This window comes from Pseudomyxococcus flavus (assembly GCF_050038885.1).
Classification (GTDB): domain Bacteria; phylum Myxococcota; class Myxococcia; order Myxococcales; family Myxococcaceae; genus Myxococcus; species Myxococcus flavus.
Genome location: NZ_CP143624.1, coordinates 5,013,493 through 5,029,986, shown reverse-complemented (window position 1 = coordinate 5,029,986; position 16,494 = coordinate 5,013,493). Strand labels below are relative to the sequence as shown.

Here is a 16,494-nt window from a genome sequence, read left to right as displayed (position 1 = left end):
CCTGTCGTCCAAGCAAGAGCCGCGCCGCCTATCCGGCCCGGGCTTTCGCCTGCCGTGCCTTCTTGGCGGCCACCCAACCTTCCTTGGTCACCTGTGGCGTCCGGGACACAGCGAGGCTCCCGGGAGGCACATTTTTCGTCACCGTGGTGCCCGCGCCGACATACGAACCGTCCCCCACCTTCACAGGCGCGACGAGCTGTGTGTCGGAGCCGATGAACACACCGTCCCCCAGCTCGGTGACGTGCTTGTTCACCCCGTCATAGTTACAGGTGATGGTGCCCGCCCCCACGTTGCACCCTGAACCAATGACAGCGTCGCCCAGGTACGTGAGGTGGTTGGCCTTCGAACCTTTTCCGATGCGGGCCTTCTTCGTCTCCACGAAGTTGCCCAGATGCACGTCCTCGGCCAGCTCCGTCCCGGGGCGCAGCCGCGAGAAGGGCCCGATGACGTTGCGCGCTCCCACCTGGGCCTCCTCCAGCACGGAGTAGGGCTTGATGACGGTGCCGTCCGACACGGTGGAGGCGTGCAGCACGCTGCCCTGGCCAATGGTGCAGCCCTTGCCCACCACGGTGCCGGCGGCCAGCGTGACGCTGGGGCCCACCTCCGTGTCGGGGCCCACGATGACGCCTTCCTCGATGTAGGCGGTGGCGGGGTCCAGCAGCGTGACGCCGGCGCGCATGTGCGCCTCGTTGATGCGCTGCTGGAGCACACGCGCCCGGGCGGCCAGCTCCACCCGGTCATTCACCCCGGCCGTCTCCGTGGCGTCCGCCTCCACCGAGCCCACCGGGCCCAGCTTCGCGGCCATCTCCACCAGGTCGGTGAGGTAGTACTCGCCCTGGGCATTCTGCGGTTTGATTTCGGCCAGCGCCTTCCAGAGGAAGTCCGCGTCCACGGAGTAGATGCCCGCGTTGCACTCGCGCACCGCGCGCTGCTCCGGGGTGCAGTCCTTGTGCTCCACGATGCGCGTCACCTGGCCGCCCTCGCGGATGACCCGGCCATAGCCCGTGGGGTCCTCCAGCACGGTGGACACCAGCGCCAGCTTCCCGCCCGCCTGGTCATGGGCGGCCAGCAGCGCCTCCAGCGTCTCGCGGCGCAGGAGCGGCACGTCGCCATAGAGGATGAGGACCCGCCCGGAGTACCCCTTCAGGGCCTCCTCGGCGGAGCGCACCGCGTCCGCGGTGCCGCGCTGCTCGCGCTGGAGCGCGAAGCGCAGGGGCGCGTCCGGGAAGAGGGCGCGGACCGCCTTCTCCACCGCCTCCGCCTGGTGGCCCACCACGGGGACCACCGAGGTGGCGCCCAGCTCGAGGGCTCGCTTGAGGGGATACGCGCAAAGGGGCCGACCGAGGATGGGGTGAAGGACCTTCGCCTTCTCCGACTTCATCCGCGTGCCCTTGCCCGCGCACAACACCACCGCCGCCAGAACGCTCATGCGGCGGAGAATTAGGGTCAGCCCATCGAGTCGTCAACCGCGCGTGGATCAGAAGGCGGGACGGTGTCGACCGGCCGTGGCTTCGCACTGACCGAGACGCACAGGGTGTTGCGTTGAATCGTGATGCCGAAGCTGGGCTTCAAGAAGACCGTCACCTCGGCCGTGGACGGCGCGGCGCCAGGTGACGTCTTTTTCTCGGGTATGGCCGGCGTGCTCATACGCTCCCCCGAACGCGATTCATGGTGGAACAAGGATGCACGCCGATGGTGAACAATCCAAGAAGAAAAATGTTGCCGGGCTGAAATCCTGGTCCCGGCCACACGGTTCGTGCATACCCGGACACATGTAGTCCGTCTGGTCCCCTGGAGTCGCCGGACTGAAGGGTAGGCTTGTGTCGCCCGGGTAACACATCACCCAGGACGAAAGCCAGCGATGGACTGTTCCGACAGCGCGAGGAGGGCTGAACCCGTGAAGGAGATGAGCTTCCGCAGTTCGGTGATGCGACGCGGGCTGGTGGTGGTGGTGATGCTGGTGGCGGGCGTGGCGCAGGCGGCGCGGCCCTACCGGGGCGGCGCGGTGGCCACCGCGTATCCCCAGGCGAGCGCGGCGGCGCTGGAGATGCTGGAGAAGGGCGGCAACGCCACGGACGCCGCGGTGGCGGCGGCCTTCGTGGCGGCGGTGGTGGGCCCCTACCACTCGGGCATTGGCGGCGGCGGCTTCGCGCTGGTGCACGACGGCAAGAGCGGCGACACGAAGGTCCTGGACTTCCGGGAGGTGGCGCCCGCGAAAGCCACCCGCGACATGTACGTGAAGGACGGCAAGGTGGTGCCAGGCCTGTCCACGGACGGGGCGCTGAGCGTGGCGGTGCCCGGCGCGGTGGCCGGCTATCTGGAGCTGCTCAAGGCCCACGGCAAGCTCAAGCCGGCGGTGGTGCTGGCGCCAGCCATCGCGGCGGCGAAGAAGGGCGTGTGGGTGACGCCGCGCTACCGCACCATGGCGGAGGGCCGGCTGGCCTGCCTGAGCCGGGACGCGGAGGCCGCGAAGGTGTTCCTGGTGAAGAACGCGCAGGGACAGTGGGAGGCGCCGCCCGTGGGCCACGTGCTCCGCCAGCCCGACCTGGCCCGCACGCTGACGGCCATCTCGAAGAGCGGCGCCAAGGCCTTCTACGCGGGGCCGGTGGCGAAGGCCATCGCCACCACGGTGCAGGAAGGCGGCGGCGTGCTGACGGTGGAGGACCTGGCCCGCTACAAGACGCGCAGCCCCGCCCCGCTGGAGGGGCGCTACCGCGGCCACCGCATCCTCACCATGCCTCCGCCGAGCGCGGGCGGCGTGGCCGTCATCCAGGTGCTGACCGCGCTGGAGCAACTGCGCCCGCGGGGCCTGGGCTTCCGCGACCCGGAGGCGCTGCACCTCTACGCGGAGGCCGTGCGGCGCGCGTATGTGGACCGCGCCAAGTACCTGGGCGACCCGGCCTTCGTAGACGTGCCCCTGGCGCGGCTGGTGTCCGCCGGCCACGTCGCGGACCTGGCGGGCTCCATCGACCCGAAGAAGGCCACGCCCAGCGCGTCGCTGCTGGCGCCGAAGGAGGGCGTGCAGGGCTCCACGCTGACGGACGAGGACACCGTCCTCACGCCCGAGCCGGAGAAGAAGAACACCACGCACATCTCCGTCATCGACAAGGACGGCAACGCGGTGGCGATGACGACGACGGTGAACTACGGCTTCGGCTCGTGCGTGGTGGCCAGGGGCACCGGCGTGCTGCTCAACGACGAGATGGACGACTTCGCCGCCCAGCCCGGCGTGCCCAACGCCTACGGCCTGGTGACGGGCGAGCCCAACGCGATTGCCCCGGGCAAGGTGCCCCTGTCCTCCATGTCCCCCACGCTGGTGTTCTCCAAGGAGGACCCCAGGCGCGTCATGCTGGCGGTGGGCAGCCCGGGCGGCTCCACCATCCCCACCACCGTCATCCAGGTCATCAGCAACATCGTGGACCACGGCATGGACGTGGCGCGCGCGGTGAACGAGGGCCGCATCCACCACCAGTACCTGCCCGACGAGCTGTGGGTGGACCGCTGGGGCCTGGAGCCGGCCACGCTGTCCGCGCTGGAGGCCAAGGGCCACAAGGTGCGCCGCGTGGAGCAGTGGGGCGACGCGGAGGCCGTCTACAGCGACCCGAAGACGGGGCTGCGCTATTCGGCGAGCGACCCGCGCAACGAGGGCGCCGCCCTGGGGCAGGATTGAGCAGTGCCGACCTTGCCGCCCATCTTCGACGCCCACCTCCATCCGGAGAGCCTGAGCGACCAGGACCTGGAGTCCATGCGCTTCTTCGGCGTGGAGCGGGCGCTGGTGGTGGCCCACCACTTCCCGGAGCCCACGTCCAAGGCGCTGCTGCGGCACTTCGATGACCTGGTGGAGCGCCAGCTCCCGCGGCTGGAGCGCCTGGGCATCCGCGCGTACGCGGCCCTGGGCGTGCACCCGCGCTGCATCCCCCGGCGCGGCCTGTCCGAGGTCCTGTCCGCCCTGCCCGACTACTTCCAGGGCGGGCGCGTGGTGGCGCTGGGCGAGACGGGCCTGCACGCCGGCGGCGAGGAGGAAGAGGAGGCCTTCCTGGAGCAGCTCGCGCTGGCCCGCAGCCTCAAGCTGCGCGTGGTGGTGCACACCCCCACCACCGACAAGGAGCGCCACACACGGCGCATCCTCACCCTGCTGCGGCAGTCCGGCCTGCTGCCCTCGCGCGCGCTGGTGGACCACGCCAACGCGCGCACGGTGCGCACCATCCTGGAGGTGGGCCACTGGGCGGGCCTGACGCTGCACCCGGAGGCCCTCAAGGCCGAGCGCGCCGTGGCGCTGGTGCGGCGCCTGGGCAGCGAGCGGCTCGTGCTCAATTCGGACGCGGGCGACGGCGCCGGGGACATCCTCGGCCTGGCGCGCACCGCCAACCTCCTGGCCAAGGCCAACCTGTCCGAGCGCATCGTCCGCCGCATCACCCATGAGAATGCCGCCCGCTTCTTCCAGGTGGGCGGCTGACGCACGGGTGGGTTCTCGGTCCCGGAGAGTTGACCCGGGTCGCGGACATTCGTGGCGGAATCTTGCGATGAAACGGCGCGCTCATCGTCATTCCCTCCAGGAGCACGCCGCGGAAATACGCCTGTCCCGCGCACGTTGCCCCCTTACCCGCGCTGGGAGTGGCACTTGCATCGCTTGGTCGTCTTCGTCGTCAGCCTCGCGCTCGCGAGCTGCGCTGGCCCCACCTCGGCCCAGCGCCCCGCGGCCTCGAGCAAGGCCGTCCCACCCCCCGGGCCGCGAGCGTCCCCTGCGCCCGACGCGGGCCGTCAACTGACGCTCGCCCCCGAGCACTTCCTGTCGGCCTGCCTGCGCGACATCCAGCTCGCCCGCACGCGCATCGAGGCCCTGCTGGCGCTGCCCACGCCGCGAGCCCCGGAGCCGGCCCTCACCGCCTACGACGACGCGATGGCGCTGCTGGACGACGCCAGCGCCCGCGGCGGGCTTGGCGCCAACACCCACCCGGACGCGGCCTTCCGCGCGGCGGCGGCCCGCTGCGCCCAGGCCGCGGACGGCATGCGCACGGACGTGTCGCTGGACCCTCGCGTGTACGCGGCGCTCGAGGCCCTGGACCTGGGCGGCCAGGACGCCGCCACCCGGCGCTGGGTAGACCTGGTGCTGCGCGGCTTCCGGCGCGCGGGGGTGCACCGCGACGCGGCGACGCGCGCGCGCCTGCGGGAGCTGAATGACGCCCTCACGCGGCTGGGGCAGGCCTTCAGCCAGCACATCCGCGAGGACGTCCGGCACGTGGACGTCACCCCGGACGCGCTGGCGGGGCTCCCCGACGACTACGTGCGGAACCACCCGCCCGGCCCCGACGGCAAGGTGCGCATCACCACCGACCCGCCCGACGCCCTGCCCTTCCTGACGTACGCGCGCGACGGCCGCGCCCGCGAGGCGCTCTGGCGCGCGGGCCAGCAGCGCGGCCATCCCCGCAACCTGGAGACGCTGTCCCGCCTGCTCCAGGCCCGGCACGACCTGGCCACGCTGCTGGGCTACCCCAACTGGGCCGCCTATGCGTCCGAGGACAAGATGGTCCGCCGGCAGCAGGTGGCCGAGGACTTCATCGAGCAGCTGGCCGCCGCGACCACCACGCGCGTCCGGGACGACTACGCCGCGCTGCTGGAGCGCAAGCGTCGCGACACGCCCGGCGCCACCCGCGTGGAGCCCTGGGAGCAGACGTACCTCAAGGAGCTGGTGCGCGTGGAGCGCTACCGCTCCGACTCACGCGAGCTGCGGCCCTACTTCGAATACACGCGGGTGAAGCAGGGCGTGCTGGACATCACCTCGCGCCTCTTCGGGCTCACCTACCGCCGCGTGCCGGACGCCCCGGTGTGGCACCCGGACATCGAGGCCTGGGATGTCTACGAGGGCACCACCCGCCTGGGGCGCTTCTACCTGGACATGCACTCGCGCCCGAACAAGTACGCCCACCCCGCGCAGTGGGACCTGGCCACCGGGCGCGCGGGCAGGACGCTGCCGGAGGGCGTGCTCACCAGCAACTTCCCCCGGCCCGGCGCCCACCCCGCGCTGCTCCAGCACACCCAGGTGCAGAGCTTCTTCCACGAGTTCGGCCACCTGCTGCACCACATCCTCGGCGGCCACGCGCGCTGGGCCGGGCTGTCCGGCACGCGCACCGAGCGCGACTTCGTGGAGGCCCCCGCCCAGGTGCTGGAGGAGTGGGCCTGGCGCCCCGAGTCGCTCCAGACGTTCGCCCGCCACGTCGTCACCGGCGAGCCGCTCCCCACGGACCTCATCACCCGCATGCGCCGCGCGGACGCCTTCGGCAAGGGCCTGTGGCTGCGCCAGCAGCTCTTCTACGCGGCCGTCAGCCTCCAGCTCCACGCGAGCAACCCGGCCGGCATGGACACCACCGCCCAGGTGAATGCGCTCCAGGAGCGGTACATGCCCTTCCCCGCCCTGGATGACACCTATGCCCACCTCTCCTTCGTCCAGCTGGACGGCTACTACTCGTCGGCCTATTACGCCTACCTGTGGTCGCTCGTGATTGCCCGGGACCTGCTCACGCCCTTCCTGGAGCGCGGCCTCATGGACCCGGCCACCGCCAGGCGCTACCGCGACACCGTGCTCGCGCCCGGCGGCTCCCGGGATGCCGCGGACCTGGTGCGCTCATTCCTGGGCAGGGACTACGGCTTCGAGGCCTATACCCGTTGGCTCGATGACGCCTGACGCTCCCCGTCAGGGCGTGTAAAAACGAGGGGCCCCGCGATGTGAATCGCGAGGCCCCAGGTGTTGTGAATCCGTCAAACCGACCGCCCTCGCGCACGCGAGGTCAGCGCTCAGTGCACCGCGGGTGCGGCCATCGTCTGCTCGGGTTGCAGGGTGATGCCCTGCGCGTCCGCGTCGAAGCGGACCTGAACGGGCACACCCTGATAGCGGTACTGGGCCAGCGAATCCGCCGCCGCATCCAGCTGGCGCTGAAAGCGCTCCTCCAGCTCCACCGCGATGAGCAGCATCGTCTCGCCCGCGTCCTCGACGCCCGGGCGGTACACCTGGCACCGCTGGAACCGCGCCCAGCGACCGTTCTCCATCTTCACCAGCTCGCCGTCGTAAGCCATGCGCAGCTCCTCTGCCGTAAATCCAACGGAACCCAATCTAGGGCCGGATTAACGCCGTGTCATCCCCCCACTTGAAAATTCGTCAAAACCTTCGAAGTCCAAGGGGTTACGCGTACACACGGCAGGCATCCGGGCGAGGAGCCGACGGCAAGTGCTCAAAAATGTAAATTCAGCGGGCCGTCAACGCCGTTAAGCGCTGCCTCGCGGGGCGGTGGCACGGGAGCAGTGCGTCACCTATGATTCGAGGGAGATGAAGCTGCCCGGACTGTTCCGCAAAGAGCGCACCACCATCCAGGCCGCCGACGCCCAGGATCACGCTGAGCGCCTCCTGGCCGAATCCCTGCGCATGCTCGGTCAGGTGTGCAGCAAGGTCGCGGACGCCATCGAGGCGCAGCGGCTGTCCCGCCAGGGCTACACGCACAACACCTACCTGCGGCGGGCCGACGACGGCGCGGATGGCGACGGCAAGAAGGCGTAGACGCCAGGCACCTGATGGCCGCTGACCCGGACGCTCCCACGCCCTGCCTGGCCTCCGCGCCCACCTGGCGCGATGCGGGCATCTCCATGCCCATGCCTGCCCTGCGGGACGAGGAAGGCCCGCGCCTGCCCGAGGGGCTGCCGCCCGTGGTGGACGCCCACGTCCACCTCTTCCCGGACCGGGTGTTCGAGGCGGTGTGGCGCTGGTTCGACCAGTACGGCTGGCCCATCCGCTACAAGCTGCACACGCGGCAGGTCGTGTCCTTCCTCCTGTCCCGGGGCGTCAGCCGCGTGGTGGCGCTGCACTACGCCCACCGCCCGGGCATGGCGCGCGCGCTCAATGCCTACGTGGCGGAGGTGGCGCGGGAGGAGCCCCGCGTGCTGGGGCTGGCCACCGTCCTCCCGGGCGAGCCCGACGCGGCGGCCGTGCTGGAAGAAGCGTTCGCCGCGGGGCTTCGCGGCGTGAAGATCCACTGCCACGTGCAATGCTTCTCACCCGACGCGCCGCACCTCCACGAGGTCTATGCCGCGTGCGCGAAGGCGGGCCGACCGCTCGTCATGCACGCGGGCCGAGAGCCCTCCAGCCCCCACTACGCCTGCGACACCTACGCGCTCTGCGCCGCCGAGCGGGTGGAGCGCGTCCTCCAGGACCACCCCACGCTGAAGCTGTGCGTGCCCCATCTGGGCGCGGACGAGTTCGACGCCTATGCGCGGCTGCTCGAGCGCTACGACAACCTCTGGCTGGACACCACCATGGCCCTGGCCGGGTACTTCCCCGTGCCCCTGCCCCGCCGGGCCCTGGAGGTCCGGCCCGAGCGCATCCTCTACGGCACGGACTTCCCCAACCTCCCCTATGCGTGGGACCGGGAGCTGCGGACGCTGCTGGGGATGAAGCTGGAGGACACGACGCTCGCCGGCATCCTGGGGCAGAACGCGCTGCGCCTTTACGGAGCGTGAGCCCCGGTGCGCGCAGGCCCGGGACGCAAGCCTCGTCCTCCCGTGCCGTTCGCTGTTGAAAAGCAGCGGAGCCCCTTCCGGAATGGAAGAGGAGTTCCCATCATGCTGCCCATAGAATTTCGCGGCGAGAGACCCAGCCGCTGCTTTCCCGAGGCCCTGCCATGTCCCACATCCTGGTCGTCGACGACGACGCGAGCCACCGCACGCTCATCTGCGATGCCCTCGAGGAAATGGGCTATCCCACGGTTCAAGCGGCCAACGGCCGCGAGGCGCTGGACCTGCTGGAGGGCGACATGCCCTCCGCCGTGCTGCTCGACTTGCGGATGCCTGTCATGAGCGGCTGGGGATTGCTCGACGCGCTCAAGAAGATGCCCCGCGCGCGCGGCCTGCCCATCATCATCATCTCCGGCTACGGCTTCGAGTGGGAGGCCGAGCTGGTGGGCGCCGCGGGCTACATCTCCAAGCCCGTGGACCTGGACAAGGTGCGGATGACGGTGCAGCAGATCGCCGGTCCGCCGGAGATGTCGCTCGTCCACTGAGACAGCACCGACGAGAAGGCGGCGGACATCCTCCCGATGACGGGTGGGGATTGTCCCCTGGTGCCGGGCTCGGGTCAGATGCAGGGCATTCCATGACGCCCTCTCCCACCGATGACCTGGCCGTCGACGCCCGTGGCCTGCGGAAGCGCTTTGGCGGCTTCAGCGCGCTCAACGGGTTGGACTTGCAGATTCCCCGCGGCGCCTTCTACGCGTACCTGGGCCCCAACGGCGCCGGGAAGTCCACCAGCATCGCGCTGCTCACGGGCGTGTACGGCCCCGACGCGGGCACCATCCGCATGCTCGGCGTGGACGCGGTGGCCCGGCCCATGGAGGTGAAGCGCCGCGTGGGCGTGGTGCCGGAGGAGCTGAGCCTCTTCGAGCGCCTCACCGGCCGGCAGTACCTCACCTTCTGCGCGCGCATGTACGGGCTGGACGGCGACGAGGCCGCGGCCCGCGCCACGGAGCTGCTGGAGCTGACGGAGCTCACGTACAAGGCCGGCGCGCTGGTGGCGGAGTACTCCAAGGGCATGCGCCGGCGGCTCGCCATCGCGGCGGCGCTGATCCACGCGCCGGAGCTGGTGCTGCTGGACGAGCCCTTCGAGGGCATCGACGTGCTGGCCGCCGGCGTCATCCGCGAGCTCCTGCGCGAGCTGAGCCGCCGCGGGGTGACGCTGCTGCTCACCACGCACGTGCTGGAAATCGCGGAGCGGCTGGCCACCCACGCGGGCATCATCCGCGGCGGGCGCATGCTGGACCAGGGCCCGGTGGGCACGCTGCTGTCGCGCTACGAGTGCCCCTCGCTGGAGGCGGTGTTCGAGAAGCTCATCTCCGTGCCCGCGTCCCGCAACGCGCGCCTGTCCTTCTACGGCGAGGCCCCCGCGCCCGTGGCGCCGCTGCGCCAGGAGTCCGCATGAGCCGCCCCGCCGTGCCCGGCTTCTTCCGGCACCTGTGGCTCCTGTGGGGCCTGCGCTTCGACATCGGGCTGAACCAGGGACCGGGGCGCAGCCGCCTGCTCGCGGTGGCCGCCTTCGTCGCGTCGAGCGCGCCGGGCCTCTTCCTGGGCCTCTCCTTCTTCGCGCTGATGCGGCTGCGGACCATCGCGAACAGCGACGTGTGGCCCTTCTTCATCCTCAACCTGCTGTGCTTCGTCACCTTCTCCGTGTGGGTGACGTGGCCGCTGCTGTCGGCGGGTGTGGATGACCACTCCGAGCTGAGCCGCTACGCCGCCTTCCCCATCTCCCCCTTCCGGCTGCTCATCGCCTCCACCGTGGCCAGCCTCTTCGAGCCGCGCGCGCTGGTGTTCTACGCGCCGCTCACCGGAGCGGCGCTGGGCTTCGCGTCCGTGTACGTGCTGCGCGCGCCGTGGCTGGCGGTGGTCCTCTACGTCCTCTTCGCGCTCCTGTGCGCGGCGTGGAGCCGGGTGGCGCTGTACGCCGTCATCAACGTGCTGCGCGAGAAGCACAGCGCGGAAATCATGGGCGGCGGGCTGGCGCTGTTCCTGCTGGCCGCGTCGTTCATCCCGCCCATCGACACCTCGTGGCTGACCGCGGTGGGCGACGCCGGCGTGGGCGCGCTGGACATGTCGCTCATCATCAACGCGACGGTGGCGCTGAGCCGCGTGCCCCCGGGCCTGTTCGGAGACGGGCTGGCGAACCTCGCCTGGCACCGGCCCCGGGTGGCCATGGTGGAGGCGGCGGCCCTGCTCTTCTTCACGGCCGTGGGCATGGCGGTGGCGTACGCGCTGCTGATGCGCTTCCACCGGCAGGCGGGGCGCGCGGGCGGACAGCGCAAGGACTCCGGAGACAGCAACCCGTTCGCCACCACCCGCACGCGCTACGGCACGCTGGTGACGCGCGAGGCGCTGGACCTGTGGCGCAACCCGCGTGCGCGGCTGCTCGCGTCGGTGCCCTTCATCCTGGCCATCCTGCTGAAGCTGCTGTCCGGACGGGACTTGTTCGTCTTCGTCCTGGGCGCCTCGGCGGACGCGTGGCTGATGGGCGGCCTGTGCATCTACGGCGCGGTGGTGATTGCCTCCACCTTCTCGCAGAACACCTTCGCGTACGACGGGCAGGGCTTCGCGGCGTTCCTCGCGGCGCCCCTGGACCTGGCGGACGTGCTGCGCGCCAAGAACCAGGTCCAGGGCGCGGCGGCGCTCGGCATGGCGGCGCTGGTGGCGCTCTTCTACCGCGTGTACTTCGGCTTCGGGACGGCGGTGGACATCCTGTGCGCCATGGCGGCCGTCCTCGCGGTGGTGCCGGTGCTGCTGGCCGCGGGCAACTTCCTGTCGCTGTACTTCCCGGTGAAGTTCCACGCGAGCCTGAAGCGGCGGGACAAGATTCCGCTGACGGCCTCCATGCTGGGCATCCTCGCGGCCAGCGCGGGCTGCATGCCCTTCGGCTGGGCGCTCAAGCTGGCCGGCAAGGAGGGCCCCACCTGGGGCACGGCGGCGATGATTGCCCTGGCGGCCGGGCTGAACGTGGCGCTGTACCGCGCCGTGCTCCCCCTGTCGCTGAAGCTGCTGGAGCAGCGGCGCGAGGTGGTGCTCCAGGCGGTGACGCGGGAGTAGTGATAGACGGTGGGCCATGCCCATCGCCGAGCTGAACGGACAGGGAATCTATTTCGAGGACTCCGGTGGCGGCGGCCGGCCCATCATCCTGGGCCACGGCTTCCTGATGGACCACCGGATGTTCGACGCGCAGGTGGCGGCGCTCGCCCCCGAGTTCCGCGTCATCCGCTGGGATGCGCGCGGCTTCGGCCAGACGCGCTGGGACGGCAAGCCCTTCAGCCTCTGGGACTCGGCCGCGGACTGCGTGGGGCTGCTGGACCACCTGGGCATCGCCCAGGCCGTGGTGGGCGGCATGTCCCAGGGCGGCTACAGCGCGCTGCGCGTGGGATTGAAGCATCCCGAGCGCGTCCGGGCGCTGGTCCTGATGAGCACCCGGGGCACCAACGACGACGACGCCACGCGCGCCGCCTACCAGCAGTCCGCCGATATCTGGTCGACGCAGGGCCCCATCGACCCGCTGGTACAGGGGCTGGCGCAGGCCATCATCGGCGACACGCGCTACATCGAGACGTGGCTGCCCCGCTGGCGCCAGGTTCCTGGCGGGAACTTCGTCCACGCCATCCGCGCGCTCATCGACCGGGACGACATCTCCGGACGGCTGGCGGAGCTTCGCTGCCCCGCCATCGTCTTCCACGGGCTGGAGGACCACGGCATGCCGCCGTCCCATGGCGAGCACCTGCACCAGACGCTTCCGGGCAGCGTGCGCTTCGTGCCCGTGCCCGGCGCCGCGCACGCGGCGAACATGACGCACCCGGAAGCCATCAACCCGGCGTTGCTGGAGTTCCTGCGCACCTACGCGTGACGCGGCGACGCCGCGGGCGCGCTGGAGCGCGGGCCCGCGGCGTCAGGCATCCCCGGCGCTCAGTAGGTGATGCCGTGCCGGGCGGCCTGCGCCTTCACGCCCTTCATCACGTTGGCGTCGAAGGCGTCCTCCTTCTCGGGCGCGTTCTTCGAGAGCCACGCCTCGCGCTCCGCGGCCAGCTTCTCCGCCTTCTTCTCCAGCGACTTCTTCTCCTCGGCGAGCGCCTTCACCTTCGCCCGCTGCGCCTCGGGCGCCAGGCCCTGGAGCTCGGTGGGGAGCTCGTCCGCGCTCACGCCCGCCAGCGCCGACGGCGCCTCCACCAGGTCCACCCCGCCGCCCACCACCTTGGGCGCGCTGCTCGAAGGCGCCGCCGCGGAGCCGCCCCCACGCGTCTTCTTCATGTAGCTGATGCGCTCGGCCGCCGCCTCGGGCGCCAGCTCCGCCATGGAGGCGGCGCGGGCCTTGTTCACCGCCTGGACCTCCTTGCGGCCCGCGTAGAGCGTCTTCGAGGCCAGCTCCGCGTTCACCTTCGCCAGCTCCGCGTCATACGGCGTGGCCACGGCGACCATGCCACCGGACTGGTCGATGGAGTCGAACGTGCCATCCGTCAGCTTCGCCACATACCGCCACGACACCTCGGTGTCCGAGTCGCCGCCGCACCGCACCGTGTTCACGACGATGCGCTTGTCGCGCGCCTTCTTCGCCCAGTGCTTGAAGTCCCAGTCATCATTGCGCCGCGCCGGGGGCGCATCCCCCACCAGGAAGATGGCCTTCATCACCTCGCGGCTGGGGCTCCAGGACAGCTTGGACACGGCCTCGCCCAGCCCGCGGCCCACGTGCTCCGGCGTGTCGCCGCCACCACCCGCCTCGAACTCGCGCAGGTTGGCGAACACCGTGTCCAGGTCATCGCTCAGGTCGAAGCGCTTCGTCACGTAGTCGTCGCCCACGTCGCGGTAGGCGACCAGCCCCACCTTCAGGTGCGGCGTCGGCCGGCCCTGCGCGATGCGCGATGCAATGGAATAGATTTTCCGCTTCGCGCCCTCCAGCAGCCCGCTCATCGAGCCCGTCGTGTCCAGCACGAACACCACCTCGATCTGCGGCCGGGCGGCCGGAGCCCGTGACGGTGCGCCTTGTGCCGGATGGGGCGCGGGCTGCGCGGGCGCCGGGGCAGGCTTCTGGGCCTGCGTGGCTGGAGCCGGAGCCGGGGCCGTCTTGGCCGACGCACCCACGGCGGGGGCCTCCTTGGCCAGGACCAGGGCGGCGGACAGAGAGGTGACGAGCGCGGCCGGCAGCAGGGCCCGCGACAGGGACTTGAAGTCCATGGCGTTCTCCAAGGAATGAGTGGGGCGACAGCGGGTTGAGAGGGTTTCGGCGCGCGCGTTGTCCCTGGAACGAGCAGCCCCGCCGAAAGGTCTACGCCCCTGGTTGATTCCTCACGCACGCCCTCGGTTGCACCTGCCCCGCCTGGACGTTAGGGCTGGCCCACGTGCGCGTCTTCCACTCGGACAGCTACGAAGTCCCCCTGCCTCCCGGGCACCGCTTCCCCATGGAGAAGTACCGGCTGCTGCGCGAGGCGCTCCTGGAGCGGGGCGTCCTCGCACCGGACGCCCTCACCGAGTCCACGCCCTGCCCGCGTGAGGACCTGGAGCGCGTCCACACGCCCCGCTACCTCGACGCCCTGTTCCAGGGCACGCTCACCGAGGACGAGCTGCGGCGCCTCGGCTTTCCCTGGTCTCCCGCACTGGTGCGGCGCTTCGCCGCGGCCGTGGCCGGCACCATCGGCGCGGCCCGCGCCGCGCTCCATGACGGCATCGGCGGCAACCTCTCCGGGGGCACGCACCATGGCTTCCCCGACCATGGTGAGGGCTTCTGCGTCTTCAATGACATCGCGGTGGCCATTCGCGTGCTCCAGGCCTCCCACGCCATCCGCCGCGCCGTGGTGGTGGACCTGGACGTGCACCAGGGCAACGGCACCGCGGCCGTCTTCACCGGCGATGACTCCGTCTTCACCTTCTCCATGCATGGAGAGAAGAACTTCCCCTTCCGCAAGCAGCCCTCGCACCTCGACGTGGGGTTGCCGGACGGCACCGGGGACGCGGCGTACCTCGACGCGCTCGCCCTCCACCTGCCCGAGGTGCTCGACCGAGCTGGCGCGGACATCCTCTTCTTCCAGGCTGGCGTGGACCCGCTCGCGGAGGACGCGCTCGGCCGGCTCTCGCTCACCCAGGCCGGACTGCGCGAGCGCGACCGGTGGGTGCTCCAGGCCGCCCGCCAGCGAGGCCTGCCCGTGGTGCTCACCCTGGGGGGCGGCTACGCCAGGCCGCTCTCCGCGACCATTGATGCCCATGTGGGCACGTACGAAGTGGCCCGTGTGCTGTTCGGCTGAGCTCGCCTGCTCTGGAGCAGCTTGCCCGGGTGACACGGTGGACCGATGCTGGCACGCACCAGGAGACCCAAGCCCATGAACCCTTCCCTTCGCCGCCCTGTGCTCCGGGGCCTCTTGCTGCTCGGCTGCGCGCTGGCCATGGCCTGCGGCAGCGACGGCCCCTACTTCCGCATCGGCTTCAGCCTGCCCGACACCCTCACCGCCGTGCCCGGGGAGAGCCTGCCGGTGGACATCACCGTGCAGCGGGAAGGCGATGACCAGAGCGCGTTCCGCATCAACCTGGCGAACGCGCCCGAGGGCGTCACCCTCGCCCCGGAAATCGTCCTGCCCGAGGGCGAGCCGTCCGTCACCACCACGGCCACGCTCACGGTGGCGCCCGAGACGCAGGCGCGCGGCATGTCCCGCGCGCTGCTGCTCGCCACCAACGCCACGGAGTCGTTCGCGACGGGCGCCAACATCTTCCTCGTCATCCTGCCGCCGCCCGTCGCGCAGCCGGACTTCTCCGTCAGCGTGGAGCCGCGGCAGGTGGACCTCTTCGCGGGGCAGAACGCGCAGGTGCGCATCACCGTGACGCGAGCGGAGGGCTTCACCGGTCCGGTGACTGTCTCGCTGGACTCGCCCACGACGCGCATCACCATGCCCACGGTGACCATCCCCGCGGACCAGACCTTCGTCGAGCCCTACATCGACACCTCGCGCGGCATGTCGCGCGTGCCCGTCGCCGCCAGCATCGTCGCCACCAGCGAGGATGGGCGGCAGGCCACCACGGGTATCACCCTCAACGTGCGTTAGCCCGCGGCGGGCCGGCGTGACCTTCGGCTCACGCCGCCTGCTGCCCCGCCAGCAGGCCGCCCGCTCCCCCGCCAGCAGGCCGCCCGCTCCCAGCGGCGCCACGCCAACCCGAAGTCCTTGCGGTCAGCGGGGGGGGGGGTCACGCCCCTCCACGCCCGTGTCGATGGTCGCCGCCTTGGGCTTCGCCTCCTCGGAGCCGAGCCGCGCGAGAGGTCATCGCCATGCACCACCCACATGGCCTTGAAGCGGGTGAAGCGTCCGTGCGCCTTCGCCACCACCATGTCAGGCGGGTGGCGTGCCCGCGTCCGGCGCCGGGGGCTGCGCGCACGGCATCGGTGCACGAAAGGGCCCGGGAGGGATACCTTGAAAGCAGCCATGAGCATTTCACCGACCCGCCGGCAGGCCGCGCTGGACGCCCTGAAGCTGGACGACGAGTCCCTCCTGAAGGCGTGCGAGGTGGACTACTTCATCGCTTCGGGACCGGGCGGCCAGCACCGCAACACCACCGCCAGCGGCGTGCGCCTCACCCATGCCCCCACCGAGCTGTCCGTCAGCGCCACCGAGCGCCGCAGCCAAGTGCAGAACAAGGGCGTGGCGCTGGAGCGGCTGCGCGAGGGCCTCAAGGCGCTCACCTTCGTCCCCAAGGTCAGGCGGGCCACCAAGCCCACCGCCGGCTCCAAGCGGCGGCGCCTGGAAGGCAAGAAGCGCACGTCCGAAAAGAAAGCCATGAGAAGCAGTAAATCCGGCTGGTGACCCGGGTCTATTTCGACTCCAGTCTCCCTGTCGTTGAACAGTCCGGGTGCGCCTAAAGTTTGCGGACTCGCAGACGTTGCGAGGTCGCCAGCCACTCCTGGCGCCCACTGCAAGCTGAATTCCCCAGGAGTGTCGCGGGCTTGGGTGACGG

At 71.0% G+C, this 16,494-nt stretch carries 16 protein-coding genes; 13 read left to right on the top strand and 3 right to left on the bottom strand.

All coding sequences use genetic code 11. The features are described from left to right. Positions 1-28: 28 nt before the first annotated feature. Positions 29-1,441, bottom strand: coding sequence for a bifunctional UDP-N-acetylglucosamine diphosphorylase/glucosamine-1-phosphate N-acetyltransferase GlmU (gene glmU, locus VZL07_RS21050; RefSeq protein WP_426757340.1), 1,413 nt, complete (start codon positions 1,439-1,441; stop codon positions 29-31). 108 nt (positions 1,442-1,549) lie between these two features. Here glmU and VZL07_RS21045 point away from each other — a divergent pair, with 108 nt between their 5' ends. The 4 genes from VZL07_RS21045 to VZL07_RS21030 all read left to right on the top strand — a co-directional run bounded on the left by VZL07_RS21045 (position 1,550) and on the right by VZL07_RS21030 (position 6,682). Beyond that, positions 1,550-1,699, top strand: a complete 150-nt coding sequence (locus tag VZL07_RS21045; RefSeq protein WP_426749375.1) for a hypothetical protein — start codon at positions 1,550-1,552, stop codon at positions 1,697-1,699. Between the two features lie 207 nt (positions 1,700-1,906). Next, positions 1,907-3,670, top strand: coding sequence for a gamma-glutamyltransferase (gene ggt, locus VZL07_RS21040; protein ID WP_426757339.1), 1,764 nt, complete (start codon positions 1,907-1,909; stop codon positions 3,668-3,670). Between the two features lie 3 nt (positions 3,671-3,673). After that, positions 3,674-4,456, top strand: a complete 783-nt coding sequence (locus VZL07_RS21035) for a TatD family hydrolase (protein WP_426749374.1) — start codon at positions 3,674-3,676, stop codon at positions 4,454-4,456. Positions 4,457-4,621: 165 nt separating this feature from the next. Continuing rightward, positions 4,622-6,682, top strand: a complete 2,061-nt coding sequence (locus VZL07_RS21030; RefSeq protein WP_426749372.1) for a M3 family metallopeptidase — start codon at positions 4,622-4,624, stop codon at positions 6,680-6,682. Between the two features lie 110 nt (positions 6,683-6,792). Here the strand turns inward: VZL07_RS21030 and VZL07_RS21025 are convergent, their stop codons facing one another. After that, the gene (locus VZL07_RS21025; protein ID WP_426749371.1) at positions 6,793-7,071 is read right to left on the bottom strand and encodes a hypothetical protein; all 279 of its coding nucleotides are present in this window, start codon (positions 7,069-7,071) and stop codon (positions 6,793-6,795) included. 250 nt (positions 7,072-7,321) lie between these two features. Between VZL07_RS21025 and VZL07_RS21020 the strand changes: the two genes are divergently transcribed. The 6 genes from VZL07_RS21020 (at position 7,322) to VZL07_RS20995 (ending at position 12,412) form a co-directional block, all read left to right on the top strand. Then, complete coding sequence (locus tag VZL07_RS21020) at positions 7,322-7,549, top strand: hypothetical protein (protein ID WP_426749370.1); 228 nt, start codon at positions 7,322-7,324, stop codon at positions 7,547-7,549. Between the two features lie 14 nt (positions 7,550-7,563). Further along, the gene (locus VZL07_RS21015) at positions 7,564-8,505 is read left to right on the top strand and encodes an amidohydrolase family protein (RefSeq protein ID WP_426749369.1); all 942 of its coding nucleotides are present in this window, start codon (positions 7,564-7,566) and stop codon (positions 8,503-8,505) included. Between the two features lie 161 nt (positions 8,506-8,666). Further along, on the top strand, positions 8,667-9,044 hold the full coding sequence (locus tag VZL07_RS21010; RefSeq protein WP_011551495.1) for a response regulator: 378 nt from the start codon (positions 8,667-8,669) through the stop codon (positions 9,042-9,044). A 92-nt stretch (positions 9,045-9,136) separates the two neighbouring features. Then, positions 9,137-9,958 carry an ABC transporter ATP-binding protein gene (locus VZL07_RS21005; protein ID WP_426749368.1) on the top strand — a complete coding sequence of 274 codons (822 nt, stop codon included), beginning with the start codon at positions 9,137-9,139 and terminating at the stop codon, positions 9,956-9,958. Next, a complete protein-coding gene (locus tag VZL07_RS21000) occupies positions 9,955-11,610 on the top strand; it encodes a hypothetical protein (RefSeq protein WP_426749367.1) in 1,656 nt (551 codons plus the stop codon). The genes VZL07_RS21005 and VZL07_RS21000 overlap by 4 nt, the downstream gene beginning before the upstream one ends. A 16-nt stretch (positions 11,611-11,626) precedes the next feature. After that, positions 11,627-12,412, top strand: coding sequence for an alpha/beta fold hydrolase (locus VZL07_RS20995; protein ID WP_426749366.1), 786 nt, complete (start codon positions 11,627-11,629; stop codon positions 12,410-12,412). A 59-nt stretch (positions 12,413-12,471) separates the two neighbouring features. On the opposite strand, the gene VZL07_RS20990 is transcribed toward VZL07_RS20995, so the two are convergent. Beyond that, positions 12,472-13,734 (bottom strand): vWA domain-containing protein, encoded by a 1,263-nt coding sequence (locus VZL07_RS20990; protein ID WP_426749365.1) that lies wholly within the window; start codon positions 13,732-13,734, stop codon positions 12,472-12,474. Between the two features lie 164 nt (positions 13,735-13,898). Here VZL07_RS20990 and VZL07_RS20985 point away from each other — a divergent pair, with 164 nt between their 5' ends. The 3 genes from VZL07_RS20985 (at position 13,899) to VZL07_RS20975 (ending at position 16,343) form a co-directional block, all read left to right on the top strand. Next, entirely contained in the window at positions 13,899-14,798 is a 900-nt protein-coding gene (locus tag VZL07_RS20985) for a histone deacetylase family protein (RefSeq protein ID WP_426749364.1), read from the top strand. A gap of 75 nt (positions 14,799-14,873) precedes the next feature. Next, positions 14,874-15,590 (top strand): hypothetical protein, encoded by a 717-nt coding sequence (locus VZL07_RS20980; protein ID WP_426749363.1) that lies wholly within the window; start codon positions 14,874-14,876, stop codon positions 15,588-15,590. A 375-nt stretch (positions 15,591-15,965) separates the two neighbouring features. Further along, a complete protein-coding gene (locus VZL07_RS20975) occupies positions 15,966-16,343 on the top strand; it encodes a peptide chain release factor-like protein (protein ID WP_426749362.1) in 378 nt (125 codons plus the stop codon). Positions 16,344-16,494: the final 151 nt, after the last annotated feature.